Here is a 23,508-nt window from a genome sequence, read left to right as displayed (position 1 = left end):
GCTGTCGGTGGTGGCGATATACGTCGGCCAGGTCTACGGCATGATGGCGGCGCTGAAGCGCATGAGATCACGGGGTCGAGGCAAGATCGTCAATGTCGGTTCGGCGCTGGCCTGCCGGTCAGTTCCGCTGCAATCTGCCTATTGTGGTGCGAAGGCTGCAATTCGTGGCTTTACCAATTCATTGCGCTCCGAACTCATCCATGATGGATTGGATATCCAGCTCACTATGGTGCATCTGCCCGTCGTGAACAAGCCGCAATTCGATTGGGCGTTGAACAAGATGAAAGGAAAGCACAGCAATAGGAACGCACCTCCGCTTCATGCGTTAGGCGGCACAAAAAACCCGCCGCCGGGACTCCAACCAGCAGCGGGTCTTTGTACGCACGTGACACTAACCGCCCTTGCGGAGCTGAACCAGACTCTCACCGTCGAGTGAACAAGGAGTAAAAAGGCTGGACCATTCGGATGAGGGTGATTCCTTACGTGCAACTACTTGCCGTCGCTCCGGCAAGAGCGAAATGATCGAACCTCCAACTCGCACCTGCATTCGCAAGCGGCAAGCAGTCAAACCCCGATCGCGTTGCGCCGCAAGACTGCGGGTCAGCGGAAGAATTAAATTTTGGACAGATTGGCACGGCCGTCGTGCGATCGCGTCGCGTGTGGACTGCTCGTGGGAACCTATCATGATCGTCGGGAGTTCTTGGCGAAGAGGCTGACGATGCTGGCCGCATTGATCGTTTCCGTCCTGATGGTTTCTCACGTCGATGCGACGTCGGCGCGGGCAACAGCATGCTCCGCCGCACTAGCAAAGACCGAACGCCAAATCGCCCATTTGAAATCCGACTCGCTGGAGGGGCCGACCACCGCGCAATCGGTAGGAGCTCAGCTTCACCGCCAGCCGACTCCCGCCGCGGTGAAAAGTGCTGAACGCAAGGCGGAGGATAACTTTCAGATGACGCTGGCGCAGGCTCGCGAGGCCAATTCCCGAGGCGACGCGGCTGCCTGCGCTCGCGCACTGAACAGGGCAAAAGAGTTTTACGGTGTCCAATAGCAAGCCGATCAATCTTGAACGAGGGATGCGATGACAGTGTGGCGAGGAGAGTTCGAATCATGATCAGACTGCGCTCGCTTGTCGTCAGCCTCATCGCAGCCGCAGGCATCGTCGCTGTGACCCTTATAGCCGCCACTGCAATGCAGAGAGCGGAGCCTGCAGCGCCAGATATCGCCTTGCTCGCCGGCGTGATCGAGTTCGTTCACCGCGCTTACGTGCACCCGATCGGCTCCGACGAACTGACCAAGGATGCGCTCAAGGGGATGCTCACTCGCCTTGACCCTCATTCCGACTATATGGACGCACAGGAGTTCAAGCAGTCGCAGGCGGACATGTCGGGCAGCTTCGGCGGGCTCGGTGTGGAGATTTCCGAACAGAACGAAATCCCCAAAGTCATCTCGCCGGTCGACGGAACGCCGGCGGCTCGTGCCGGACTCGAGCCGGGCGACCGGATCATCCTGATCAACCACTCGAGCACGCAGGGGGTGAGTCTGTCCGAGGTGGTGAACCTGTTGCGGGGCTCTCCCGGGACGACGGTGACGATCACCGTCCTGCGCGGCAAGGAGCGGCCCTTTGACGTTACCCTCACCCGAGAGATCATCAAGGTCAAATCGGTCAAATCGGAGCTCGAGCCCGAGCGGATCGGCTATATTCGTATCAGCCAGTTCGGTGGCGACACTGCGAAGGGATTCAAGAAGGCGATCACCGATCTCAACTATAATGCGAGCGGACGCATCGAGGGACTCGTGCTCGATCTGCGCGACGATCCGGGAGGGTTCCTGACCGCAGCCGTCGATGTGGCTGGAGATCTGCTCGACGGCGGATCGGTGGTCAGCATCCATGGCAGGCAGGCGAGCGACGACAAGACCTTCAAGGCTCCCGCGCACGGAGACATGCTGTCCGGCGTCCCTGTCGTGGTCCTGATCAACGGTGCCTCGGCGTCGGCCTCGGAGATCGTCGCGGGCGCCTTGCAGGACCGTCACCGCGCGACCATCATGGGGACTCAAAGCTTCGGCAAGGGATCGGTGCAAACGATCATCCCGCTGAAAGGGAATGGCGCGCTTCGGCTCACGACGGCGCTCTATTACACTCCTTCGGGGAACTCGATCCAGGACAAAGGCATTACGCCCGACATCGTTGTCGACGTACCCAAGGACCAGCAGATCGCAGGGGGCGCCTTACTCCGGGAAAATACGCTGCACGACGCTTTTGCCAATCCCGGTCCGCTCAATCAGACGCCAGGCAAAGGCGCGACACATCCGACAGTCACGCAAGTCAAGTCCGCTTATTCGGCGCCGATCAAGGCCGATCTCATCGGCAAAGCTGATGACGCGCAGCTCAAGGCCGCACTCCAATATCTCGATCAGACCGCCGATAAGGAGGCGGCCGGATCACATTGAGTTGTGGCGACTGTCGATCGTCACGCCGTTACGACTGGACAGGTTCATATCGAAGTTGTTCGCGTTGGGGGCGATCACGATCAGGTATCGCATGGCTCGAGTGGGGAAGTAACGCTCATCTGTCGGTCTGGTCCGCTGAGTTCAGCTTGTGCGGGAACACTTCGCTTGACCGCTTGTTCTCCGTCTACGACCTGCAAAGCTTTCCCCCACCTGCACGCAGCACGACCGGCTGCTTGCGGCGACGCTGGCATGCGGGAACGGAAGAACCCCAATGAAACATCTGAGCCTCGGTCTCGCGCTGATGGGTCTCATTGCGCTGGTTCAATCCGGATACGAGCTTAATCCTTCCAGCGCGGTTCTTGGCGCGGTGCTCCTGATCAGCGCCCTTGTAACTTTCCGCTCGACTAGGACATCGAGCTTTCTCAAGATATTGATCTGTATCTTTTCGACCGAGGCGATGATTTCCGGTCTGGTCGTGACGGCCGGCCGCGCTGGCCTGTGGCCGGCTCAATTCGCCAGCTATCTGCCGCCCGCCGCCTTGCCAATCACCTTGGCGATCTTCTCGATCATCGTTCACGCCGTGGCGCGGCTCACGGCGGTACGACAGATCATGGAAATCGCCGACCGCTATTTCGACGCCATGGAGACCGCACGGGCGCGGGTTTGGCCGTTTCGCGCCTTTATGGCGCCGGAGCGATTTGTCGCCGTCGCGCTTGTCGTTGCGCTAGTGCTTCTGAATCAGGCCGAGGTGGGCATCCTCATACGATTGAACTTCTTCAACCGCGCCTGGTTCGATGCCATACAGGCCCGCAATGCGACGATATTCTGGCAACAGCTCTTGCTTGTCTTCGCGCCATGGGCCTTCGTCTACGTGGCGATGGCGGTTATCGAATTCTTCATGCGATCGATGCTGGTCATCCGTTGGCGGCGTTGTCTAACAGACCACTTCCTGTCGCGTTGGCTCGCGCACCACAATCATTATCGGATCAGCCTAGTCGCCAGCCAGACCGACAATCCCGATCAACGCATCGCTGAGGATATCTTTCGCTTCATCAACGGAGGGGCCGACGGCTCAGTCACGGCCTACGGCATTTACGATTTTTCCATTTTGCTGGTATCCACCGTCAGCTCGTTCGTGTCCTTTGCTGTAGTGCTGTGGAACCTCTCGCAGTCCTTCACGTTACCGGGCACCAGCATTGTGGTTCCGGGCTTTCTGTTCTGGGTGGCTCTGATCTATGCGGCCTCCGGAACACTCGTCACCCACGTTATTGGCCGCCCCCTGATCGGCCTCTACTTCAAGCGCCAGCACATGGAGGCCGACTTCCGGTTTTCGCTCGCCCGACTTCGCGAATATACCGAGCAGGTCGCACTTTTAGGTGGAGAGGCAGCGGAGCAACATGCGGTCGCGCAACGCTTCTCCGCGCTCGTCGCCAATTACATGAACGTTATCTTTCGACTCATGAGGGTCACCGCATTTACCGCGACATTTGGCCAGCTCTCACCGATCATCCCGTTCGTCTTCACCGCGCCATTCTATTTCGCCGGCAAGATCGAACTCGGCGTGATGACGCAAACCGCACAGGCGTTCGGCCAGGTGGCGAGCGCGTTGACCTTCTTCATCAGCTATTACACATATCTGGCTGCGTTCAAATCGGTTGTAGACCGTCTGACTTCATTCGACGTTGCAATCACGCAGGCACAAGCACTCAGCGACGCCGGACCGGTTCACATTGCGAACGTCGAGCGCACGCCCGGGATTTCCATGGACGATATCGTGCTTCTGCTGCCTGACGGAAAGCCCGTCATCAAGATAGATCACCTGAATTTGTCGCGCGGTGAAGACGCGGCTGTTTCCGGTCCATCCGGCTCCGGGAAATCAACGCTGTTTCGCGCGATTGCCGGAATCTGGCCTTACGGCGAAGGTCGCATCAGCGGTCTCGATGGCACCGACACCATGATCGTACCGCCGAGACCCTATCTTCCCATCGGAACGTTGCGCGCGGCCGTGAGCTATCCTGCACTGCCTGGCAACTACTCGGACGACGAGATCCGCAGCGCGCTGGTCGACGTCTATCTTCCCAATCTGGTCGATCGGCTCGACCGTGAGGAAGTCTGGTCACAGCAACTGTCGAGCGGCGAGCAACAGCGCGTGGCCATTGCACGCGTGCTATTGATGCGGCCGAGCTGGCTTTTTCTCGACGAATCGACGTCCGCCGTGGATGAAGAGCTGGAGGCCAAGCTCTACGCCGTTCTGGCTCGCCGGCTGCCGAACACGACCATCGTTTCCATCGGACATCGCTCGGCGATTCTCCGGCTGCATCAGCGACATCTGGCGATGCGGTCCGCTGGCAGCTGCTCCATCCTTCGCGATGCCGCAGAGGATGATTCCGCGAGGGCCGCATCCCCAGGGTCATGAACGTATGCCTGACGAGATTACTTGATCTGCCTTGCTTGATCCGAGTTACGGGCACAGCAATACGCGCCAAGTAATTTGCTGAAAGCAAATGTCGGTTCATGACCCGTTGCGGACCTGCAACACCTGCGTGTACCTTGCGGAATTAGCTGTGCCCGATGTGACCACCTTTGTCAGCCAATCCGACGGCCGAAAGGAAGTGAGCACACATGAGCGACCGGGGGTTGATGACCCGCAAAACGCTTGCGGCGATCATAGCGAGCGAAGAAACCGCAGAGCACGGCCTCGCGAAGGCGCTGGGGCCTTTCAGCATTACGGCGATGGGGGTCGGAGCCATCATCGGCGCGGGTATCTTCGTCCTGACGGGAACGGCCGCGGCCCGCTACGCAGGCCCGGCCATTATGCTCTCTTTCGTCATCGGCGGCATAGCCTGCGCCTTCGTCGGGCTGTGCTATGCCGAGCTCGCGGCGCTTTTGCCTGTAGCCGGCAGCACCTACAGCTACACCTACGCGACGCTCGGCGAGCTTGCGGCTTGGATCATCGGCTGGGACTTGGTGCTCGAATATGCCATGGGCGCCTCGACCGTCGCGGTCGGGTGGTCGGGTTATATCATGAGCCTGCTCCACAATTTCGGAATCGACGTGCCGGCGGCATATGCGGCGGCGCCCGGCACCATCATCAAGCTCCCCGATGGCAGCACGGTTTCGGGCATCATTAACGTTCCCGCGGCCTTGATCGTTGGCATCCTGACGGTCATGCTGATCCTCGGGACGAAGGAATCGGCTCGCATCAACAACGTCATGGTGGCGATCAAGCTCGCCGTGGTGGTCGCGTTCATCTTGTTCGGTGCCGGATATGTTCACCCCGCGAACTGGCATCCCTTCGTTCCAGACAACACGGGCGCGTTCGGCGAATTCGGGTGGTGCGGCGTGCTCAGAGGCGCCTCGGTGGTGTTCTTCGCCTTCATCGGCTTTGACGCGGTCTCGACTTGTGCGCAGGAAGCGAAGCGGCCGCAACGCGACATGCCGATCGGCATCTTGGGATCGCTTGTCATCTGTACCATCCTATACATTGCCGTATCGGCCGTGCTGACGGGATTGGTTCCTTATACCGAGCTTGCCGTGCCTGATCCGATCGCCAAGGGCGTCGACGTCATCGGCCTTCCCTGGTTCTCCGTGCTCGTCAAGCTCGGCGCGCTCACGGGACTCACGACCGTAACCCTGGTGCTGCTCTATGGCCAGAGCCGTATCTTCTTCACCATGTCGAGCGACGGTCTCATGCCAGCCGTGTTCTCGCGCGTGCACCCGACGCTGAGGACGCCATATCTCAGCCAGTTGCTGATCGGCATGATCGTGGCCTGCGTCGCGGCGCTTACACCGATCGAAGTCCTGGGCGAGATGGTGAGCATCGGCACGCTCTTCGCCTTCGTGCTGGTATGCGTCGCGGTGATTTATCTGCGGCGCAGCGATGGCGATGTCGCGCGGCCGTTTCGCGTGCCGAATGTGCCCTGTGTCCCGATCCTCGGCATTCTGTTCTGCCTTTCGCTCATGCTCGGTCTGCCGCTCATAACCTGGCTTCGACTGGTGGTCTGGCTTGTTATTGGCCTCGTGATCTATTTCGCCTATGGCAGGCGCCATTCTCGGCTGCGCCACGCCTAAGCCGGGCTCGATACTGTCTTACCGCGCTTACGCGCGGCGGCACGCCCAGAGACCACAACTGTTGCGCCGTGAGTCATGCTCGCGGCATGAGTCTTGACCCGAAGCGGACATCGGCGGCATGAGCCAGTTGCATCGCTAACGGAACAGGAGCTAAGCGCAATGTCGACATACCGGCCTCTTAATGTCCGAGCACCTGAAGTATTACTCGCGGCGTGCGAGAGCCCCTATACCGCTTTCGCAGCCTGGCATAAGATCGCTGGGATGCCAGTGTAGCTGCGCAAAACCCGCAGGGCTCAGCATGAAAGCGACTATGACGAACATAGTGGGAGCACTTTGCGCCCTCGCGATGGTAGGGAGCGCAAACGCTGCGATCAGGGAGGAGCCGGTCACCTATATGGACGGCGCGACCACTATGAAGGGCTTCGTCGTATATGACGATGCAACCCAAGCCAAGCGGCCCGGGATCGTGATGGTGCATGAATGGTGGGGCATCACCAAGCACATCCATGACGAGGCGCGAAACTTCGCGAGGCAGGGCTACACGGTCTTGATTTCTGACATGTACGGAGACGCCCAGACCGCCAACAATCCGAAGGACGCCAGCGCGCTCTCGTCGTCGGTGATGAAAAACCCGGCAGTGATGGAATCGCGCTTTAACGCAGCTCGGGACGAACTCATCAAGCAACCGTCGGTCGATCCCAAGCGGATCGGCGCCGTCGGTTATTGCTTCGGTGGCGCGGTCGTGCTGAACATGGCACGCGCCGGCGCGGACCTCGCCGCTGTCGTGGGCTTTCACGCATCACTTGGTCTCAATACCCCCGCGCCCAGGCCGGGAGCCGTCAAAGCGAAAATTCTCATCCTGAACGGCGCAGACGACCCGTTCGTCAAGCGTGAGCAGTATGATGCGCTGAAGAAGGATTTCGACGCAGCAAAGGTCGACTATCGGGTCATCCGGTATCCCGGCGCGGTGCACGCGTTCACAAACCCTGAAGCCACCGAGCTTGGCAAGAGGTTCAACCTGCCGCTTAGATATGACGCCAAGGCGGATCAGGAATCGAAGGCCGAAGCAGCCAAATTCTTTGCCGCGGATCTAAAAAAATAACCGAGAAAAAAAGCCGCTCCGATAGTGGTTCAGGCGTGACATTGAGCAAGGCAGCTTCGCTCCTGACGTTTTGCGACTGGCGAGATCGGCGAACGCGAGTCCGGAAGTGGCGCAAAGAAGACGTCGATCTAGCTTCGGTGACGAGAAATGTACACTTTGGTCAGTTCCGGCAGGCGCCACGGTTGATGGGGCCTCCATTCCGCAACTTTTCTGGTCACTTCTTGGCGGCCGCAATGCGTCGGCGATTCATGACTGGTTTTGCACACGACGAACGATGGCATCGGAAGGGACCACCGCGTATTCTACGAAGCCATGAGAACCTCTGGTGTCGAAGAGTTTTAAAGCCAAGTTGATGTATCTTGCAGTATACTACGAAGGGCCGCGTTGGGATGCGCATGCGACAGTCAACAATCGCTTGGTCAATAAGTCTCTTCCTTCTGCCAGCGTTGGAATAGACCCGGAGATGCTGAAGCGGTACAGGGAGGTGGCATTCGCACGAGAGTTGGTTTGTCGGTAGGCGTCAGATACATTGTCGACCGAATGAGGCACAATGGCATTGATTTAAATCAGATTGATCGACTGGCAGAACGGGCCCGCGCTGTTGATGGTCTATCCGACGCGAAGCTCCCATCCCTTAAATAACAAAACAACCGTTCACCGATGTCAACGACGGTGAGCGATGTGCGTGCTGCCCGATCTTCTTCAGCTTCCGCCCGCGCCGGGAGCCGGCCTAGTTCGCCTCGACCACGATCAGGCTCATGCTCTCGCGCCAGCGTTCAGATTGGCCTTGCAGACCATGATGACGATATCGGCGTTCAATCCGTTGCTGACGAAGGTCTTGCTGCCGTTGTAAACGATGGGCGAGCTTCACCCTGTTTCTCGAGGACGGGCGCGCTTGCCTTTCCAACGGTGCTGCCGAAAGGGACCTGAGAGGCATTCGCCTTCGGACGAAAGGCTTGGCTGCAAATCGCGGAGGAGATCGGATCGTTGCTGACGGGTCCTCGCCTGTCGACACAGGAAATTCCGCGCGAGGTCCGTCGGTTGATGCTGGGGGTTGTTCGTCGCGTGAAAACTTACTCGCCCCGAGAAGTCCGAAAATCTTTCACATTTCAAATCGTATGAGGCGTGCAGATCTGCCGATCTTTCTATTCGTGCCGCTATAGCCGCCGTCAATCAAGATTGTGTGAGAAGCCTGTTTTCAGCGTTGGTTCAGAAACGAAGCATAGTTTGGGGACGAAGCGCAGCCCTTCTCGATCGAAAGGTGAGATGTGGGGATTTGCATCCGGACAGCGACAATTCTCATTGTTGCGTGCTCGATCGTCAGAGCGAGCGCGGGGGAGCGGTTCGATCAGGCGCCGGCATCAGCCAGCGCAGCACCGGACCCGATCCGGGTTCTGGACTGCCTGACGTTCGGCCCGACGGAGGCCGACCTTGAGAAGCTTCGTCGCGATGGCCTCACGCGCTGGCTCGACGGACAGTTGCATCCGGCCGGTATCGATGGTTTGCCGCTGGCGGCACAGGCCGAGATCGATGCGCTCTCCATCTCGCAGAAGCCGATGGCGACGCTTGTCGCGGACGTCGCAGAGAAGGGCAAGGCGCTCCACGCCATCACCGATCCCGATCTCAAGCGCGCGGCGCAGCAGGCGTTCCAGCAGACGCTGAACGACTTCGCGCGGCAGGCCGCGACACGCGACATCCTGCGCGATCTGTATGCGCCGACGCGGTTGCGCGAGCGCATGACGTGGTTCTGGTTCAACCATTTCAACGTCCATCAGTCCAAGGCGGACATCAGAGCCATGGTCGGCGACTATGTCGACAGCGCGATCCGCCCGCATGCGCTCGGCCGTTTCCGCGATCTTCTCGGCGCGACGCTGCATCACCCGGCCATGCTCCGCTATCTCGACAATGCGCGGAACGCCGTGGGCCACATCAACGAGAACTATGCGCGCGAGATCATGGAGCTTCACACCATGGGCGTTGGCTCCGGCTACACCCAGAAAGATGTGGAGGAGCTGGCCCGCATCCTGACCGGCGTCGGCATCGATGCGTCGCCGCAGAACCCGCGCCTGAAGCCCGAGCTCGCTGGCCAGCTCATCCGGCAGGGCCTGTTCGAATTCAATCCCGCACGCCACGACTACGGCGACAAGATCTTCCTCGGCCATCACATTGCCGGTCGCGGCTATGCCGAGGTCGAAGAGGCGCTCGACATTCTCGCAACGCAGCCGGCAACTGCGCGCCACATCTCCCGCCAGATCGCCGTCTATCTCGTGTCGGACAATCCGCCGCAAGCGCTGATCGACCGCATGACCCGGTCGTTCCTGCGCACGAATGGCGATATCGCGAGCGTCCTGCGCACGATGGTGACCGCGCCGGAATTCGCCTCGGCCGCGGCGCACGGCAAGTTCAAGGATCCGGTTCGCTATGTGCTTTCCGCGGTCCGGCTCGCCTATGGCGGCAAGGTGATCCTCAACACCGCGCCGATCCAGGGGTGGCTGAAGCGCATGGCGGAAGGTTTCTACAATCACGAAACGCCGGACGGCTATTCGCTGTCTGAGAGTTCATGGAACGGCCCGGGGCAGTTGGCCGTTCGCTTCGAGATCGCACGCCAGATCGGCGGCGGATCGGCGGGGCTGTTCAAGTCCGAAGGCCCCCGACAGATCGATCGTCCCGCGTTCCCGCAGCTTCAGAACGCGCTTTATTTCGCCGCGCTCCGGCGTGAGCTCAGGCCGAATACCGTTGCGGTGCTCGATCAGGCCGTATCGCCCCAGGAGTGGAACGCGCTCTTTCTCGCCTCACCCGATTTCATGCGCTGAACGGAGTCCCGTCATGCAATCTGCATTCAGCCGCCGTACGCTCCTCAAAGCGCTCGCCGCTCTCGCCCCCGCAACGGTCGCGGGCCGCGTCTGGGCCGCGCCACAGACCCAGGCGCGGCTGCTCGTGGTCTTCCTCCGCGGCGCCTATGACGCGGCCAATGTGGTCATTCCGATCGGCAGCAACTTCTATTACCAGTCGCGCCCGACGCTCGCCGTGCCGCGGCCGGGCTCCAATCCCGCCAAGGGGGCGGCCGAGGCCATCGCGCTCGACGGCGACTGGGGCCTGCATCCCGCGTTGCGCGCCTCGATCCTGCCGCTCTGGCAGAAGAAGCAGATCGCCTTCGTGCCGTTCGCGGGCACCGACGATCTCACCCGCAGCCATTTCGAGACCCAGGACACGATCGAACTGGGGCAGCCGGTCAATGGCTCGCGCAACTATCAGTCCGGCTTCATGGCGCGTCTCGCCGGCGTGTTGACGCAAACGCGGCCGATCGCCTTCACCGACCAGTTGCCGCTGATCTTCCACGGCGGCGAGACGCCCATTCCCAACATCGGGCTGAACACGGTCGGCAAGCCTGCGATCAACGATCGCCAGGCAGCCCTGATCGCCAAGCTCTATGAGGACGATCCGCTGTTCGCCTCGGTCGCGGAAGGCTTTCATGTGCGCGACGACGTGTATCAATCGATCTCGCGTGAGAGCGTCGCAGCGAACCGCCATGCCGTCTCGCCGAAAGGCTTCGAACTGTCGGCCCGGCGCATCGCGCGGCTGATGCGTGGCGGCTACAATCTCGGTTTCGTCGATGTCGGCGGCTGGGACACCCACGTCAATCAGGGCGGCAGTTCCGGCTATCTCGCCGACCGGCTCACCGAACTCGGCCGCGGCCTTGCAGGCTTTGCCGACGAGACCGGTCCCGAGGTCTGGCGCGACACCGTCGTTGTCGTGATCTCCGAGTTCGGACGCACGTTTCGCGAGAACGGCGACAAGGGCACCGACCACGGACACGGCAGCGTCTACTGGGTGCTCGGCGGCGGTGTCCGGGGTGGCCGCATCGTCGGCGAGCAGGTCAAGGTCGCGCAGGCAACGCTGTTCCAGAATCGCGACTATCCGGTCCTGACCGACTATCGCGCCCTGTTCGGCGGCCTCCTCAGGCGCATGTACGGGCTCGATCAGGTCGCATTGCAAAAGGTGTTCGCAGACGTCCAGCCCAAGGACATGACGCTGGTGTGAGACCGCCGCAAGCCGCGCAGGAGCAAGCCCGTTCCATTCCCATCAACGATGAAAGGACCTTACATATGATAAAGAAAGACATCCGGCGCGCTTTCCTGACGCGGACCTCCCTGGCTGTCATGCTTGGAAGCGTATCTTTCCTTGCGTGGCAAGCGCCGGGCCTTGCGCAGACCTGCGCGTGTCCGCCATCAGGCGCGGGCGGTGCCGTGGGCGCCGTCATCCGAGCCGAGGAGCCTCCTCCGTCACTGCCTGAATACGATCAACCGCCGATGCCGGCGCCGGGCTACATCTGGACGCCCGGCTACTGGGCCTGGAACAACTACGACTATTATTGGGTGCCGGGCACCTGGGTTGAGCCGCCGCGCCCCGATCTGCTGTGGACGCCCGGCTATTGGGGGTTCGTTGACGGGGTCTACGCCTTCCATCGCGGTTACTGGGCCGATCACGTCGGCTTCTATGGCGGCATCGTTTATGGCTTTGGCTATACCGGCCACGGCTATGAGGGCGGCCGCTGGGAAAACGGGCACTTTTTCTACAACCGCACCGTCAACAACTTCGGCAGCGTGCAAGTGACGAACGTCTACGAGAAGAACGTCGTCATCAACAATAACAACACGCGCATCAGCTTTAATGGCGGCAAGGGCGGCATCGAGGCGCGGCCGACGCCAGCCGAGGAGGCTGCGGCGCGCGTGCAGCATGTTCCGCCGACGCCGACTCAAATCGAACACGCGCGCACCGCAAGCATGAACGGCGCTCTCTTCGAATCCAAAAATCACGGCAAGCCGGCTATTGCCGCGACCTCGCGTCCCGCTGCATTCAGCGGGCCTGGCGTCGTGCGCGCGAAGGAAGGTGGCCCAACGACACCCGTCAATACGCCGCAAAAATTGAAGCCCGGCGCCGAACCCCCGCGACCTGGCGCGGGACCGGAGCAGCATCCGCCGGGCGGCACAGCGCCGGAGCGGTCCGGGAGGGCGCCCACCACGCACGTGCCCGAGCATAGTGCCGCACCGGGCTTGCCCCGACAGAAAGGGCCAGAAGGCCAGCATGTGCAGGAGCACGGCGGCGCACCCGTTCAGAACGAACCCCGGACGGCAGCGCCAGCACGCGAGGAAACGCGGCATGGCCCGGCTGTTGAGCATCGGCCCATGGCTCCGCATGCCGAGCCGCCGCGTGGCGAAGCTCCGCGCACGGAGAGGCCGCCGGCCGCGCGACCTGAGCCCCATGCGGCAGGACCCGCACGCGAGGAAATGCGGCGTGGCCCGGCTGCCGAGCATCCGCCCATGGCTCCCCATGCCGAGCCGCCGCGCGGTGAAGCTCCGCATATGGAAGCCCCGCGGGCCGCTGGTCCCAAAGCGCCGGCTGCACGACCTGCGCCGCGTCCAGAGCCGCACCCGGCGGCGGGGCCGGCGCCGCGGCGCGGTTCTGCGCCGCATGAACCGGGAAGGCAGCGGGAGGATCATTGATGATGGGTTAAGCGTTGCGTCAACTTGAAAGACGCCATCGGCAATTCCTCGAAGTCGTCCGCGTAGGATGGTCAGAGGGGTGCGGAGTTCATGTGCGACGGCCGCGTTCTAAGCCGTTCGCTCCCCGCCATATCCTCAAGCCTCTCGGCCATGGCATTGGAGTCCTCGACGAGGTGAGCCGTCTCGCCCAAAGCTCTGTCTCCTGGAATTGCTCGCGCGGCGAGATCGCCCTGTGCGATCCCGGCGCGCACTTTCGGCAAGCGAAGTCAGTGGCGTTAATATGCACTTCGAGACGCAATGTCTTATCGGAACGCCTGCTTCCGCAGAAGGTCGCAATGTTGATCGGCCTTTCGCTTGAAGATGAAGTTCATTTTTAAGACGCGTGTGAGCGGCAGCCACCAAGCTCGACCGCACGGTGGTGACACACCTTGAGGCACGGTGGTGACACACCTTGAGGAACGATTGCTTGACCCTGAGCGGATCGAAGACGTGCTCGCTTCGCTTCTGGACCGCCGGCTGGAAGGCGTCGAGCGGCGCAGCCAGCATATCGGGGAATTGCGCCAGCGCGCCACCGAGGCCGACCACCGCCTCAATCGTCTTTATGACACTATCGAGGCGGGATCGCTCGACCCGGCCGAATCCGCTCTTTCCGAGCTGATTGCCGGCCTCACGGCGATTCGGGAGCAGGCGCGAGCCGACGCGGCCCGGATCGAAGCGATGCTCAAAACCTCGACGCACAATGCACTGACAGGCGCGGCCGTGCGTGAGCTCGCCACGGAAGCCCGCACCCAACTCCGGCACGGAGAGGGCGGCTATCGGCGGGATCACGTCCGGGCCTTCGCGCAGCGCGTCGAGGTGGCCGACGACGCGATTTACATCAAAGGCAGCAAAGGCACGTTGTTGAGGACGCTGGTGGCCCTCAAAGGAGGGAAGTCGACGGGAATCGGCGTTCCCGGTTTTGTTCCGAAGTGGCGGAGAGGGAGGGATTCGAACCCCCGATAGGCTTGCACCTATGCCGCATTTCGAGTGCGGTGCATTCGACCACTCTGCCACCTCTCCTAAGGTGCCACGCCGACGGTGGACCGCCTTTAGCGCGTTTTCGGGCGAAGTGGAAACCGGTTCGCTCGGAAAACGCGCGCCTTGATACATCGCCGCCCGTTCAAATGCAAAACCCAAACATGATCGGGAGGGTCGGGGGAGCGGTTGCCAGGGAGGAGCCTATCCGGCGTACTGGAAAGGTGGGACCGCCGGACGCGATAATAATCGGCGGTCCCGTGCCGCGTCATTAAAATCGTGGCCGGAAGTGCGGCTTCGCGGACCACCTGCGCGACCGTGCGACCGTAGCGGTCTTTGCGAAACCGGCAACGCGATCATGATTTTAACCTCACCAATCAAGGTTACTTTGTCGGGAGAGCGCGATCGGCGCGCGGCATATCCGAGCGCTGCGGCATGTCTAGGCAGCGAAAGGCCCCGCGCGGGCGGTTTGTCACTCCTTCGCTTTCTTGTCCTTCTTGTCCTTGCCGTCGTCGGACTTCTTTTCTTTCTTGTTGTCCTTCTTGCGATTGGTGAAACGCGCGTTGCCAAGGCCGGTGCCGATGGTCAAAACGCCCCAGCGGGTGACGTCCTGCATGTAGGGCATTTCGCTCAGGCCCTGCGCCAGGCCGTCATTGTGCATCAGCACGGTGGTATCGTGGCCGCCGATCTCGGGGATGGCCTCGATCAGCGACGCCGGCAGGTTGAATCGGCTGCTCTCCCAGTTGCCGGGAAGATTCTGCGCGCCTTTCTCGATCGAGCCGTCCTCGTCGATCACGCCCGGGCATGAAATGCCGATGAACGGCGCGAGCTTCAGTCCCTCCTTGTCCGCCTGCGAAATGAGGTCCTTCAGCATTTTCACGAGCTTCTTCACCGCACCCTCGCGGGTCGGCTCGTCGTCGGCGTGGCGCCACAATTCGGACTTCCACACCCCGGCCTTGGAGAGGTCGGCGGCCTTTTTCCAGCGGGTCTCGACCACGCCGCAGCGGATGTTGGTGCCGCCGATGTCGACCGCCAGGATGCTGTCGAACGCCTCGAAGATCCACGACGGCGCCAGATGCAGGCAGCCGATCAGCCCGGCCTCGTCGGGATCGAAGCGAATCGGGATCAAATGGACCTTGTGGCCCTCGCTTTTCAGCAACAGGTCGGCGCGGGCGATCGCGATCTCGCCGACCCGGCTCTTGCGGAAGCCGCCGCCGACCACGATGCGCTCAGTATCGGCCCAAGCCTTGGTCTTGAGGAAGCGTCCCGTCACATAGGCGAGTTCCTGCGCGAACTCCTCGATGGCGCCATGCACCAGGGCGGCGGCGTCGATATCGTCGCCGATCAGAGCCTCGTCGAGCGAGCCCTTGGCGATTGCCTGGGACGGGGTCTTGCCAAGCGGGTCGTCGCCGTTTTTCTTCAGCGGTTTGCGCAGGCCGTCAAGGATCTTTCGGAAGGCGCCCTTGCAGGCGCGATCCCCGAGAAAGCCGTCGTCGTCCTTTAATTCGATGTTGTAGCTGTCGACATCCACCGATGGCAGCCGCAGAACGCCGTGCTTGCCGATACCCGCCGTCGTCAAAGTGTCTTCAGCCATCGTTGCCCCGCTCGCTGTCGATTTGGCGGGGACCAACGGTCAGGGAACCTTTTTGTTTCATGGCCATCGATTTGGAAACGGGGAGGGCGAGCCGAATCGCTGATAATTGGCCGTTTTCGCGCCGCTTGCCTTGACTCCCGGCCTTTGCGAGCTATAAGTCGCGCAGCCGGCGCAGGGGTATCCTTGGCGCCGCTTGTTTTTTTGTGACCGCAAGGGCATATCCCCGGTCGCGTGAAAAACCCATCGGGCATTTCTGGGCAAAGCGGCATCCGGTTTGTCGTTCGAAAATGCTCTTGACCTAACGACTGACAAAAAGCCGGCCCGGACCTGTCCGAGGCCGGGATCGAACACGAAGGAATAGAACGATGTTCGCAGTCATCAAAACCGGCGGCCGCCAATATCGCGTCGTTCCGGATGATGTGCTCGAGATTGGCAAGATCGCCGGCGAGGTCGGAACGATCGTGCAGCTTGGCGAGGTTCTGGTGCTCGGCGGCGACACGCCGGTGCTCGGCGCGCCCACGGTGACGGGAGCCTCGGTTGCGGCGGAAGTGCTGCAGCACAAGCGCGGTCCGAAGGTGATCGCGTTCAAGAAGCGCCGCCGCAAGCATTCGAAACGCAAGCGCGGTTATCGCGACGAGATCACCGTGCTGCGGATCACCGAGATCCTGGCTGACGGCAAGGCCCCGACAATCGGGCCGCGCCCCAAGAAGGAAAAGGTCGTCGAGCCGGCCGGAGGCGAGGGCGACGACGAGGCGCCCAAGGCCGCGAAGAAGAAGGCCGATTCGAAGACGTCGGCCAAGACGCCTGTGAAGAAGGCTCCGGCGAAGAAGGCGGCCGCCAAGACGCCGGCGGCCAAAAAAACCGCGGCCAAGAAGGCGAAAAACGACGACTAGAGCGTTTTCAAGCGAAGTGGATACCGGTTCGCGTAAAGAAAACGCGTCAAATCAAAATCATAGAGCCCCGCTTCTGATTCCATCAGAAGCGGAAAGGCTCTAAGAGCGATTAAAAATCTCCGTGAGAAAAAGTGAATGATTCTGTCACGGAAATGATCTAGAGATACGGACGAGACTGGAGACGGGCGATGGCTCACAAAAAGGCAGGCGGTTCTTCGCGGAATGGACGCGATTCGCATGGCAAGCGCCTTGGCATCAAGGCGTTCGGCGGCGAGCGCGTGATTCCCGGTAACATCATCGCCCGCCAGCGCGGCACCACTTGGCATCCCGGCCTTAATGTCGGCATGGGCACCGACCACACCCTGTTCGCCAAGGTTGAAGGTCGCGTCGCGTTCCGTACCAAAGCCGGCGGCCGCACGTTCGTATCGGTTCTCCCGATGACGGAAGCCGCGGCCGAGTAGACGGTGGATGACATTGCGTCCGCCGGTCCCTGTTGAACCGGCGGAGCATGAACGGCTCCAAGGGGGAGGCGGGAAACCGGCCTCCCTTTCTTAGTTTTGCGTTTGCATATGGACCTGCGTTCGCATCACGGAGCCGACCATGCTGCAGGACATTCCGACCTCGACCCTCGCGCTGCGCCAGGCGCGGCCGTTCGACCTCGAGACCGAGCGGCTGAGCCTGCGCAAGCCGATGCTCGCCGACGCCAGGGTCATCGCAGGTCTCGCCAACGATCGCCGGATCGCCGAGATGACGCGCCGCCTGCCGCATCCCTATACGCAGCAGGACGCGGTTCGCTTCGTCGAAGCCGTCGCGGGCGACAGCAGCGAGACCGTGTTTCTGATCGAGCACAATCACGTTCCGGTCGGGGTGGCCGGCGTCGACTGGAGCGAGCCGGACGCGCCCGAGCTTGGCTACTGGGTCGGCGTCGACTACTGGGGCCGGGGGTTCGCCACCGAGGCCGCGCGCGCCGTGATCGACTACACCTTCGAGGCGTTCGCGGTCGACCAGTTGCGCTCCGGGGCGCGCGTGGTCAATCCGGCGTCGCGTAACGTGCTGGAGAAGTGCGGCTTCCAGTGGACCGGGGTCGAACTGCATCGCTCCAGGGCGCTGGGATCGTCGACACCGGTCGATCGCTTTCGCCTCACGCGCGGCGTGTGGTCGTCGCTGAAGAACTGGAGCAACGCCGCGCGCCGCGAGCGGTAACCGCGCGGCGCCAGGGAGTTTCACCTTTCCCACCGCCGGAGAGAGGTTGGCCGCTAAAAAAGCAGCGGAAACAGCCGGGTGAGGGGTACGGCATCAAGGTCAACCCCTCATCCTGACCCTCTCCCTATGAGAGGAGGAGCGCGCAACCTGTCCGGAACGAGGACATCCAAAGTTCCGCTGGCGCGCCGGTTGCAATCATCCGGAAGTTGACGGCTGTCCCCGTCGGGTCCGATGATATAACGTTGCGGTCTGTTTCGCTGCGTCGAAGTCAAATGACCCTGGTCCTGATCCTCGCGTTCGCAATTGCCGTCGTCTCGTTGGCGGAGCGTAGCGTTGCGCATCTCGGGCTGGCCGTCGCAGGACTGTGTTTTAGCGCCGCGCTCCTGCTGTTCGCCGTTGACGATATTGGACGAGCCATCCTGCTGGCGTCGATGCTGGCCGCCGCCGTATCGGGCGCATCGGTCGTCAAATACAAGCACAGCGGGCTGAAATTGATCGTGACGGATTTGCCGCTGGCGTTCGCGGGCACAGTGCCGTTCTTTGTGGTGCAGTATCCGCTGGCGGTGGCGGAGGTTGTCGCCGGGGGGATCGCGCTGGCCGGCGCGGGTATCGCTACGCTGCTCTATGTGCAGGGCTCGCCGGTTTCGTTCGAATGGCAGATCGCTATTTTCATCGCGGCGCTGGCCGGTCTGGTCGCGGCCTACCGGGTGGGCGGCGGTGCGGTTGTTTTCCAGCCCATCGCAGCCCAGCGCCGCTGTTTCCTTTCGGCCCTCATCGCCTCCTTGCTCGATCCGAGGTCCTGGCGGCAGTCCGGCGGTTTGGCGCTCTGCGATATCGCCAGCGAGCGGTTACCGCTGATGCCGCCGGTTCCCGCGCGCACCCTGATCTATCCCGACATCATCGTCATCCAGCATGAATCGATTTTCGATCCGCGGACTTACGGGCTGCCGGTGGAGCCTGGTGTCGCGGCCTTTCTGTCCCCGGCGCATGGCTGCTATGGAAGTCTCAACGTCGATATATTCGGCGGCGGATCGTGGCAGTCCGAATTCAGCCTGCTGACGGGCCTGTCCAGCGCGAGCTTCGGCTCCAACGCGTATTATCTGTTCAAGCGCGGCGTCGGCCGATTCCACCACAGCCTGCCACTTTGGCTCGCATCGCTGGGTTACAGGACGGCGCTGGCGTCGAGCTGCCGCCGCGATTTTCTCAATTACGATGCGTTCTATCGGGCCATCGGAATCAACGATCGCACGTTCACCGATGATTTCCCCGCGCCGTTCGAAGCCAGTCAATTCGAGGCGACGCATTCAGACGAGATGTTTCTGGAGGCCACTATCGCAGCGCATATGAAGCGAATTGCGGATGATGGTGCGCCACGGTTTCTCTTCGTGCTGACCAACTTCAATCATGGCCCGCACAGCCGGCGGCTGGTCGCACCCGGACATTTTGAGAGCGAGCGGGCGTTTGCATATGCCAGCACCCCCGATCCGAATTACGCGGAATACTACGCGCGGCTTGCGGAGACCGCCGCGACCTGGAGCAGGCTTAAGGCCATCCTCGCTGCGCGTTTTTCCGATCGGCCGATGCTGGTCGTTCACTATGGCGATCATCAGCCCGTCATGACGCGAAGGATCGAGGCGAAATGCAGACTGGCCCCCGACCCGCGCCGTCAGTTCCGCACCTTCTATGCCGTCGAGGCACTGAACGGCGCCGCCGACGGACTTGTCGCCGGGCGGGGCCGCGCGCTCGATATCGCTTTTCTCGGAACCGTTGCCTTGCTGCAGGCGGGTCTGCCGCTGGATGAGGTTTTCGCCACGCGCGCGAGCCTGCTCGATCAATGCGGCGAGACCTACTTCGCGTGCTCGTCGGAGCGCAAGCGCCGTTTCCACCGCACGCTGGTCGAACGCGGTGCGATTGATGTGGCAGGCGCGCGGACTATCGGCATTAGGCCGCAAGTCAGTCTCTCGAAGTCCTGAAAACGGCCGCGTTTCGCTGGATCGCCAGTGAAACGGGATACGAATGTCGAAATCGCACCCCTGGAGCTTGACGGTTGCCTCGCGACCGCGCGTACCCTACCTATCCACCATGAAATTTCTCGATGAAGCCAAGGTCTATATCCGCTCCGGCGACGGCGGCAACGGCTGCGTGGCGTTCCGCCGCGAGAAGTTCATCGAGTTCGGCGGACCTTCCGGCGGCAATGGCGGGCGCGGCGGCGACGTCATCGTCGAGGTCGCCGAAGGCCTCAACACGCTGATCGACTATCGCTATCAGCAGCACTTCAAGGCGCCGAAAGGCGCCAACGGCATGGGCTCGGACCGCCACGGCGCCAACGGCAAGGACATCGTGCTCAAGGTGCCGCTCGGTACCCAGATCATCGACGAGGACCGCGAAACCCTGATCCATGACTTTACCAGCGTCGGCGAACGCTTCGTGCTGGCCGAAGGCGGCAATGGCGGGTTCGGCAACGCGCACTTCAAGTCGTCCACCAATCGCGCGCCGCGTAATGCCAATCCCGGCCAGCCCGGCGAGGAGCGCTGGATCTGGTTGCGGCTGAAGCTGATCGCCGATGCCGGCCTTGTCGGCCTGCCCAATGCCGGCAAGTCGACGTTCCTGTCCAAGGTCAGCGCGGCGAAGCCGAAGATCGCGGACTATCCGTTCACCACGCTGCACCCGCAGCTCGGCGTCGTGAATGTCGATGACCGCGAATTTGTGCTGGCGGACATTCCGGGGCTGATCGAGGGCGCGCATGAAGGCGCGGGTCTCGGCGACCGGTTTCTGGGGCATGTCGAACGCTGTCGCGTGCTGCTGCATCTGGTCGACGCCACCTGCGAGCATGCGGGCCGCGCCTACAAGACCGTGCGCGGCGAACTGGAAGCCTACGCCGGCACGCTCGCGGAAAAGGCCGAGATCGTCGCGCTCAACAAGATCGACGCGGTTTCGGCCGAGGACCTGAAGAAGCAGCGCGACCGCCTCAAGCGCGCCGCGAAGAAAACGCCGCTGCTGCTGTCGGGCATCACCGGCGAGGGCGTCGGCGAGGCGTTGCGGGCGCTTGTCGCCGTGATCGGCGAAGCGCCGGTGTCCGACAAGGCGAAGGGCACTGAGGTTTCGGCCGCGCCGGCTGGCGCAACGACGCCGGTGGCGCAGGCCAAGCCGTGGTCGCCATAGAGCCTTCCGCTTCTGATGGAATCAGAAGATGAGCTCTATGATTTTGATTCGACGCGTTTTCTTCACGCGAACTGGTTTCCATCCTCGGGTCAAGCCTGAGGACATGCTCCGCTCGAAAACGCTTTGGACGATGCCGCGGCCTGGTGTTGTCCGCCATTTCAGCAAAGTCGCGAGCCGGCAGCTTCGAAGGAAACGAGTCCGGACCGGCATTCCGCTTTCCAAGGCGTCGCTTTCATGTGATGAAAGCCGCGCCTTCGCTCGATTGATCGCCGACCGCCATGACCAGCCTGCATCTCAAAAGATTTCGCCGCATCGTCGTCAAGGTCGGCTCGTCGCTTTTGATCGATTCCGAGGCCGGCGAGGTCCGTACGGCGTGGCTGTCGGCGCTGGCCGCTGATATCGCCGGACTTCATGGCGAGGGACGCGACGTGCTGATCGTCTCGTCCGGCTCGATCGCGCTGGGCCGCAGCCGGCTCAAGCTGCCGCGCGGCGCGTTGAAGCTGGAAGAAAGCCAGGCTGCCGCCGCGGTCGGGCAGATCGCGCTGGCGCGGATATGGTCGAAGGTGCTTGCCGATCACGGCATCGGCGCCGGGCAGGTTCTGGTGACCTTGCAGGACACGGAAGAACGCCGCCGCTATCTCAATGCGCGCTCGACCATCGCGAAGCTGCTCGAATGGCGCGCGGTCCCCGTCATCAACGAGAACGACACGGTCGCCACCACCGAAATCCGCTACGGCGACAACGACCGTCTCGCCGCGCGCGTCGCCACCATGGCGAGCGCCGACCTGCTGATCCTGCTGTCGGACATCGACGGGCTTTACGATGCGCCGCCCCATCTCGATCCGGATGCGAAACTGATTCCGGTCGTGAAGCGCGTCACCGCCGATATCGAGGCGATGGCGGGAAGCGCCGCCTCCGAATTGTCGCGCGGCGGCATGCGGACCAAGATCGAGGCGGCGAAGATCGCGACCACCTCGGGCACCCACATGCTGATCGCCTCGGGCAAGATCGATCATCCGCTGCAGGCTGTCATCGACGGCGGGCGCTGCACCTGGTTTCTGACGCCGGCGAATCCGGTCACGGCGCGCAAACGCTGGATCGCCGGCTCGCTGGAGCCGAAGGGCACGCTGACCATCGATGCCGGCGCGGTCGCGGCGTTGCGTGCCGGCAAGAGCCTGCTTCCGGCCGGCGTGATCCGGGTCGACGGGCGCTTCGCGCGCGGCGATGCGGTCATCGTGCGCGGCCCGAATACGCACGAGATTGGCCGCGGTCTCGTTGCCTACGATGCCGACGACGCCGAGAAGATCAAGGGACGCTCGTCTTCCGATGCGGCGCAAATCCTCGGCATCAGCGGCCGGGCCGAAATGATCCACCGCGACGATCTCGTGGTCGGCGGCCCGCGCAGCGACGCTGGCTAGAGCCTTTCCGCTTCTGATGGAATCAGAAGCGGGGCTCTATGATTTTGATTTGACGCGTTTTCTTGACGCGAACCGATAGCCACTTCGCTTGAATACGCTCTAGGTGTTTAGTCCCAGCATGTCATGGCTTGGCTGACGGGTGAACAACTGTGGCTTTTCGGCGCTGATTTGTTTGATGGCTTCGAGCGGGGTTTTGAAGCGGAGTGCCTTGAGCCGCTTGGCGTAGTTGTAGGCCAGCAACCAGTCCCGGACGTGGCGTCGCAGGTCGTCGATCGAGGCGTAGTGGAAGGCGCGAACGGTGGCGTCTTTGATGGTTCGGACCATTCGTTCAGCCTGGCCGTTGGTCCAAGGATGATAGGGCCTGGTGAGCCTGTGCTCGATACTGTTCTCGGCACAGGCCCTTCCGAAGACGTGAGCGACGAAGCCGCCCTCGGCTCTCTTGTCGTGCTGGACGAACTGAACGCCGTTATCCGTCAGCACCGTGTGGACCTTGTAGGGAATAACTCTCACCAGCGCCTTGAGGAAACCCGCCGCCACGAGCTTGGTTGCCTTCCGATAGATTCTGGCGAAGACCAGCTTGGAGGTCCGGTCCACGGCCACGAACAGATAGGCCTTGCCGCCTTCATATCGCAGCTCGGCGATGTCGATGTGGAAGTAGCCGATCTCGTAAGCCTTGAACCGCTTCGGTTTTTCACGATCGATCTTCGGCAGCCGAGAAATTCCATGACGTTGAAGGCAGCGATGCAATGACGAGCGCGTCAGGTGCGGGATGACGTCCTTCAGTGCGACGAAGACGTCGTCCAGGGGCAGACGGGACTGCACGCGCAAAGCGACGATCGCGGCCTCCTCAATGCCCGAGAGGACGGAGCTTCGCTGCTGTTTCGGACCCATCGGCTCGTCCTCGACCGTCTGACGGAGCCGCCATTTCCTCACGGTCTTCTCGTTGATCCCGAAGCGCCGCGCGAGTTCCGCGGCTGAAGCCTGCGATCGCTGTAGCTCCGTTCGAACGGCGTGCGTGGTCGTGGCGCTCCCGTGAAGAACTTGGCCCATAGCGCGTCCCTCTCTGACGACGATAATGATACGCCATCACACTGTG

At 62.0% G+C, this 23,508-nt stretch carries 18 protein-coding genes, 1 tRNA gene and 2 pseudogenes; 18 read left to right on the top strand and 3 right to left on the bottom strand.

The window, feature by feature from the left end; all coding sequences use genetic code 11:
• Window positions 1-19: 19 nt before the first annotated feature.
• The 12 genes and pseudogenes from ACMDCM_RS12100 to ACMDCM_RS12045 form a co-directional block, all read left to right on the top strand.
• A pseudogene (locus ACMDCM_RS12100) lies at window positions 20-271 on the top strand (SDR family NAD(P)-dependent oxidoreductase); the annotation flags it as partial.
• Between the two features lie 447 nt (window positions 272-718).
• A complete protein-coding gene (locus ACMDCM_RS12095; protein ID WP_412773787.1) occupies window positions 719-1,051 on the top strand; it encodes a hypothetical protein in 333 nt (110 codons plus the stop codon).
• Window positions 1,052-1,110: 59 nt separating this feature from the next.
• Complete coding sequence (locus ACMDCM_RS12090; RefSeq protein ID WP_412773786.1) at window positions 1,111-2,451, top strand: S41 family peptidase; 1,341 nt, start codon at window positions 1,111-1,113, stop codon at window positions 2,449-2,451.
• A 682-nt stretch (window positions 2,452-3,133) separates the two neighbouring features.
• Window positions 3,134-4,867 (top strand): ABC transporter ATP-binding protein/permease, encoded by a 1,734-nt coding sequence (locus ACMDCM_RS12085; protein ID WP_412773785.1) that lies wholly within the window; start codon window positions 3,134-3,136, stop codon window positions 4,865-4,867.
• Between the two features lie 206 nt (window positions 4,868-5,073).
• Window positions 5,074-6,522, top strand: coding sequence for an amino acid permease (locus ACMDCM_RS12080; protein ID WP_412773784.1), 1,449 nt, complete (start codon window positions 5,074-5,076; stop codon window positions 6,520-6,522).
• Window positions 6,523-6,703: 181 nt separating this feature from the next.
• Complete coding sequence (locus ACMDCM_RS12075) at window positions 6,704-7,624, top strand: dienelactone hydrolase family protein (protein WP_412773783.1); 921 nt, start codon at window positions 6,704-6,706, stop codon at window positions 7,622-7,624.
• Between the two features lie 106 nt (window positions 7,625-7,730).
• Complete coding sequence (locus tag ACMDCM_RS12070; RefSeq protein ID WP_412773782.1) at window positions 7,731-7,940, top strand: DUF1353 domain-containing protein; 210 nt, start codon at window positions 7,731-7,733, stop codon at window positions 7,938-7,940.
• A gap of 535 nt (window positions 7,941-8,475) precedes the next feature.
• A pseudogene (locus tag ACMDCM_RS12065) lies at window positions 8,476-8,607 on the top strand (IS66 family transposase); the annotation flags it as partial.
• Between the two features lie 285 nt (window positions 8,608-8,892).
• Window positions 8,893-10,437: a DUF1800 domain-containing protein gene (locus ACMDCM_RS12060; RefSeq protein ID WP_412773781.1), complete on the top strand. Its 1,545-nt coding sequence runs from the start codon at window positions 8,893-8,895 to the stop codon at window positions 10,435-10,437.
• Window positions 10,438-10,450: 13 nt separating this feature from the next.
• Complete coding sequence (locus tag ACMDCM_RS12055) at window positions 10,451-11,665, top strand: DUF1501 domain-containing protein (RefSeq protein ID WP_412773780.1); 1,215 nt, start codon at window positions 10,451-10,453, stop codon at window positions 11,663-11,665.
• A gap of 206 nt (window positions 11,666-11,871) precedes the next feature.
• Window positions 11,872-13,128: a hypothetical protein gene (locus ACMDCM_RS12050; protein ID WP_412773779.1), complete on the top strand. Its 1,257-nt coding sequence runs from the start codon at window positions 11,872-11,874 to the stop codon at window positions 13,126-13,128.
• 462 nt (window positions 13,129-13,590) lie between these two features.
• Window positions 13,591-14,130 (top strand): hypothetical protein, encoded by a 540-nt coding sequence (locus tag ACMDCM_RS12045; RefSeq protein ID WP_412773778.1) that lies wholly within the window; start codon window positions 13,591-13,593, stop codon window positions 14,128-14,130.
• Here ACMDCM_RS12045 and ACMDCM_RS12040 read toward each other — a convergent pair.
• Window positions 14,098-14,187, bottom strand: a tRNA-Ser gene (locus ACMDCM_RS12040). The genes ACMDCM_RS12045 and ACMDCM_RS12040 overlap by 33 nt on opposite strands.
• Before the next feature lie 427 nt (window positions 14,188-14,614).
• Window positions 14,615-15,736, bottom strand: a complete 1,122-nt coding sequence (locus ACMDCM_RS12035) for an ROK family protein (protein ID WP_412773777.1) — start codon at window positions 15,734-15,736, stop codon at window positions 14,615-14,617.
• A gap of 365 nt (window positions 15,737-16,101) precedes the next feature.
• Here ACMDCM_RS12035 and rplU point away from each other — a divergent pair, with 365 nt between their 5' ends.
• The 6 genes from rplU to proB all read left to right on the top strand — a co-directional run bounded on the left by rplU (window position 16,102) and on the right by proB (window position 22,412).
• Window positions 16,102-16,629, top strand: a complete 528-nt coding sequence (rplU, locus tag ACMDCM_RS12030) for a 50S ribosomal protein L21 (RefSeq protein WP_412773776.1) — start codon at window positions 16,102-16,104, stop codon at window positions 16,627-16,629.
• A 188-nt stretch (window positions 16,630-16,817) separates the two neighbouring features.
• On the top strand, window positions 16,818-17,090 hold the full coding sequence (gene rpmA / locus ACMDCM_RS12025) for a 50S ribosomal protein L27 (RefSeq protein ID WP_412773775.1): 273 nt from the start codon (window positions 16,818-16,820) through the stop codon (window positions 17,088-17,090).
• 139 nt (window positions 17,091-17,229) lie between these two features.
• Entirely contained in the window at window positions 17,230-17,832 is a 603-nt protein-coding gene (locus tag ACMDCM_RS12020; RefSeq protein ID WP_412773774.1) for a GNAT family N-acetyltransferase, read from the top strand.
• A 272-nt stretch (window positions 17,833-18,104) separates the two neighbouring features.
• The gene (locus ACMDCM_RS12015; protein WP_412773773.1) at window positions 18,105-19,805 is read left to right on the top strand and encodes a sulfatase-like hydrolase/transferase; all 1,701 of its coding nucleotides are present in this window, start codon (window positions 18,105-18,107) and stop codon (window positions 19,803-19,805) included.
• A 109-nt stretch (window positions 19,806-19,914) separates the two neighbouring features.
• The gene (obgE, locus tag ACMDCM_RS12010; RefSeq protein ID WP_412774738.1) at window positions 19,915-20,994 is read left to right on the top strand and encodes a GTPase ObgE; all 1,080 of its coding nucleotides are present in this window, start codon (window positions 19,915-19,917) and stop codon (window positions 20,992-20,994) included.
• Between the two features lie 278 nt (window positions 20,995-21,272).
• Window positions 21,273-22,412, top strand: a complete 1,140-nt coding sequence (gene proB / locus ACMDCM_RS12005) for a glutamate 5-kinase (RefSeq protein ID WP_412773772.1) — start codon at window positions 21,273-21,275, stop codon at window positions 22,410-22,412.
• Between the two features lie 99 nt (window positions 22,413-22,511).
• Here the strand turns inward: proB and ACMDCM_RS12000 are convergent, their stop codons facing one another.
• Entirely contained in the window at window positions 22,512-23,462 is a 951-nt protein-coding gene (locus tag ACMDCM_RS12000; RefSeq protein ID WP_412772957.1) for an IS481 family transposase, read from the bottom strand.
• Window positions 23,463-23,508: the final 46 nt, after the last annotated feature.

Origin of the sequence: Nitrobacter sp. (genome assembly GCF_047149785.1) — a bacterium.
Classification (GTDB): domain Bacteria; phylum Pseudomonadota; class Alphaproteobacteria; order Rhizobiales; family Xanthobacteraceae; genus Nitrobacter.
This window is presented reverse-complemented; position numbering and strand designations above follow the sequence as displayed.

Coding starts and splice junctions, on each gene's coding strand:
- ACMDCM_RS12085 (WP_412773785.1), top strand. CDS start 3,134: ATGGCGCCGGAGCGATTTGTCGCCGTCGCGCTTGTCGTTGCGCTAGTG.
- ACMDCM_RS12055 (WP_412773780.1), top strand. CDS start 10,451: ATGCAATCTGCATTCAGCCGCCGTACGCTCCTCAAAGCGCTCGCCGCT.
- ACMDCM_RS12095 (WP_412773787.1), top strand. CDS start 719: ATGCTGGCCGCATTGATCGTTTCCGTCCTGATGGTTTCTCACGTCGAT.
- rpmA (WP_412773775.1), top strand. CDS start 16,818: ATGGCTCACAAAAAGGCAGGCGGTTCTTCGCGGAATGGACGCGATTCG.
- obgE (WP_412774738.1), top strand. CDS start 19,915: ATGAAATTTCTCGATGAAGCCAAGGTCTATATCCGCTCCGGCGACGGC.
- ACMDCM_RS12000 (WP_412772957.1), bottom strand. CDS start 23,462: ATGGGCCAAGTTCTTCACGGGAGCGCCACGACCACGCACGCCGTTCGA.
- ACMDCM_RS12080 (WP_412773784.1), top strand. CDS start 5,074: ATGAGCGACCGGGGGTTGATGACCCGCAAAACGCTTGCGGCGATCATA.
- ACMDCM_RS12020 (WP_412773774.1), top strand. CDS start 17,230: ATGCTGCAGGACATTCCGACCTCGACCCTCGCGCTGCGCCAGGCGCGG.
- ACMDCM_RS12015 (WP_412773773.1), top strand. CDS start 18,105: ATGACCCTGGTCCTGATCCTCGCGTTCGCAATTGCCGTCGTCTCGTTG.
- rplU (WP_412773776.1), top strand. CDS start 16,102: ATGTTCGCAGTCATCAAAACCGGCGGCCGCCAATATCGCGTCGTTCCG.
- ACMDCM_RS12035 (WP_412773777.1), bottom strand. CDS start 15,736: ATGGCTGAAGACACTTTGACGACGGCGGGTATCGGCAAGCACGGCGTT.
- proB (WP_412773772.1), top strand. CDS start 21,273: ATGACCAGCCTGCATCTCAAAAGATTTCGCCGCATCGTCGTCAAGGTC.
- ACMDCM_RS12075 (WP_412773783.1), top strand. CDS start 6,704: ATGTCCGAGCACCTGAAGTATTACTCGCGGCGTGCGAGAGCCCCTATA.
- ACMDCM_RS12090 (WP_412773786.1), top strand. CDS start 1,111: ATGATCAGACTGCGCTCGCTTGTCGTCAGCCTCATCGCAGCCGCAGGC.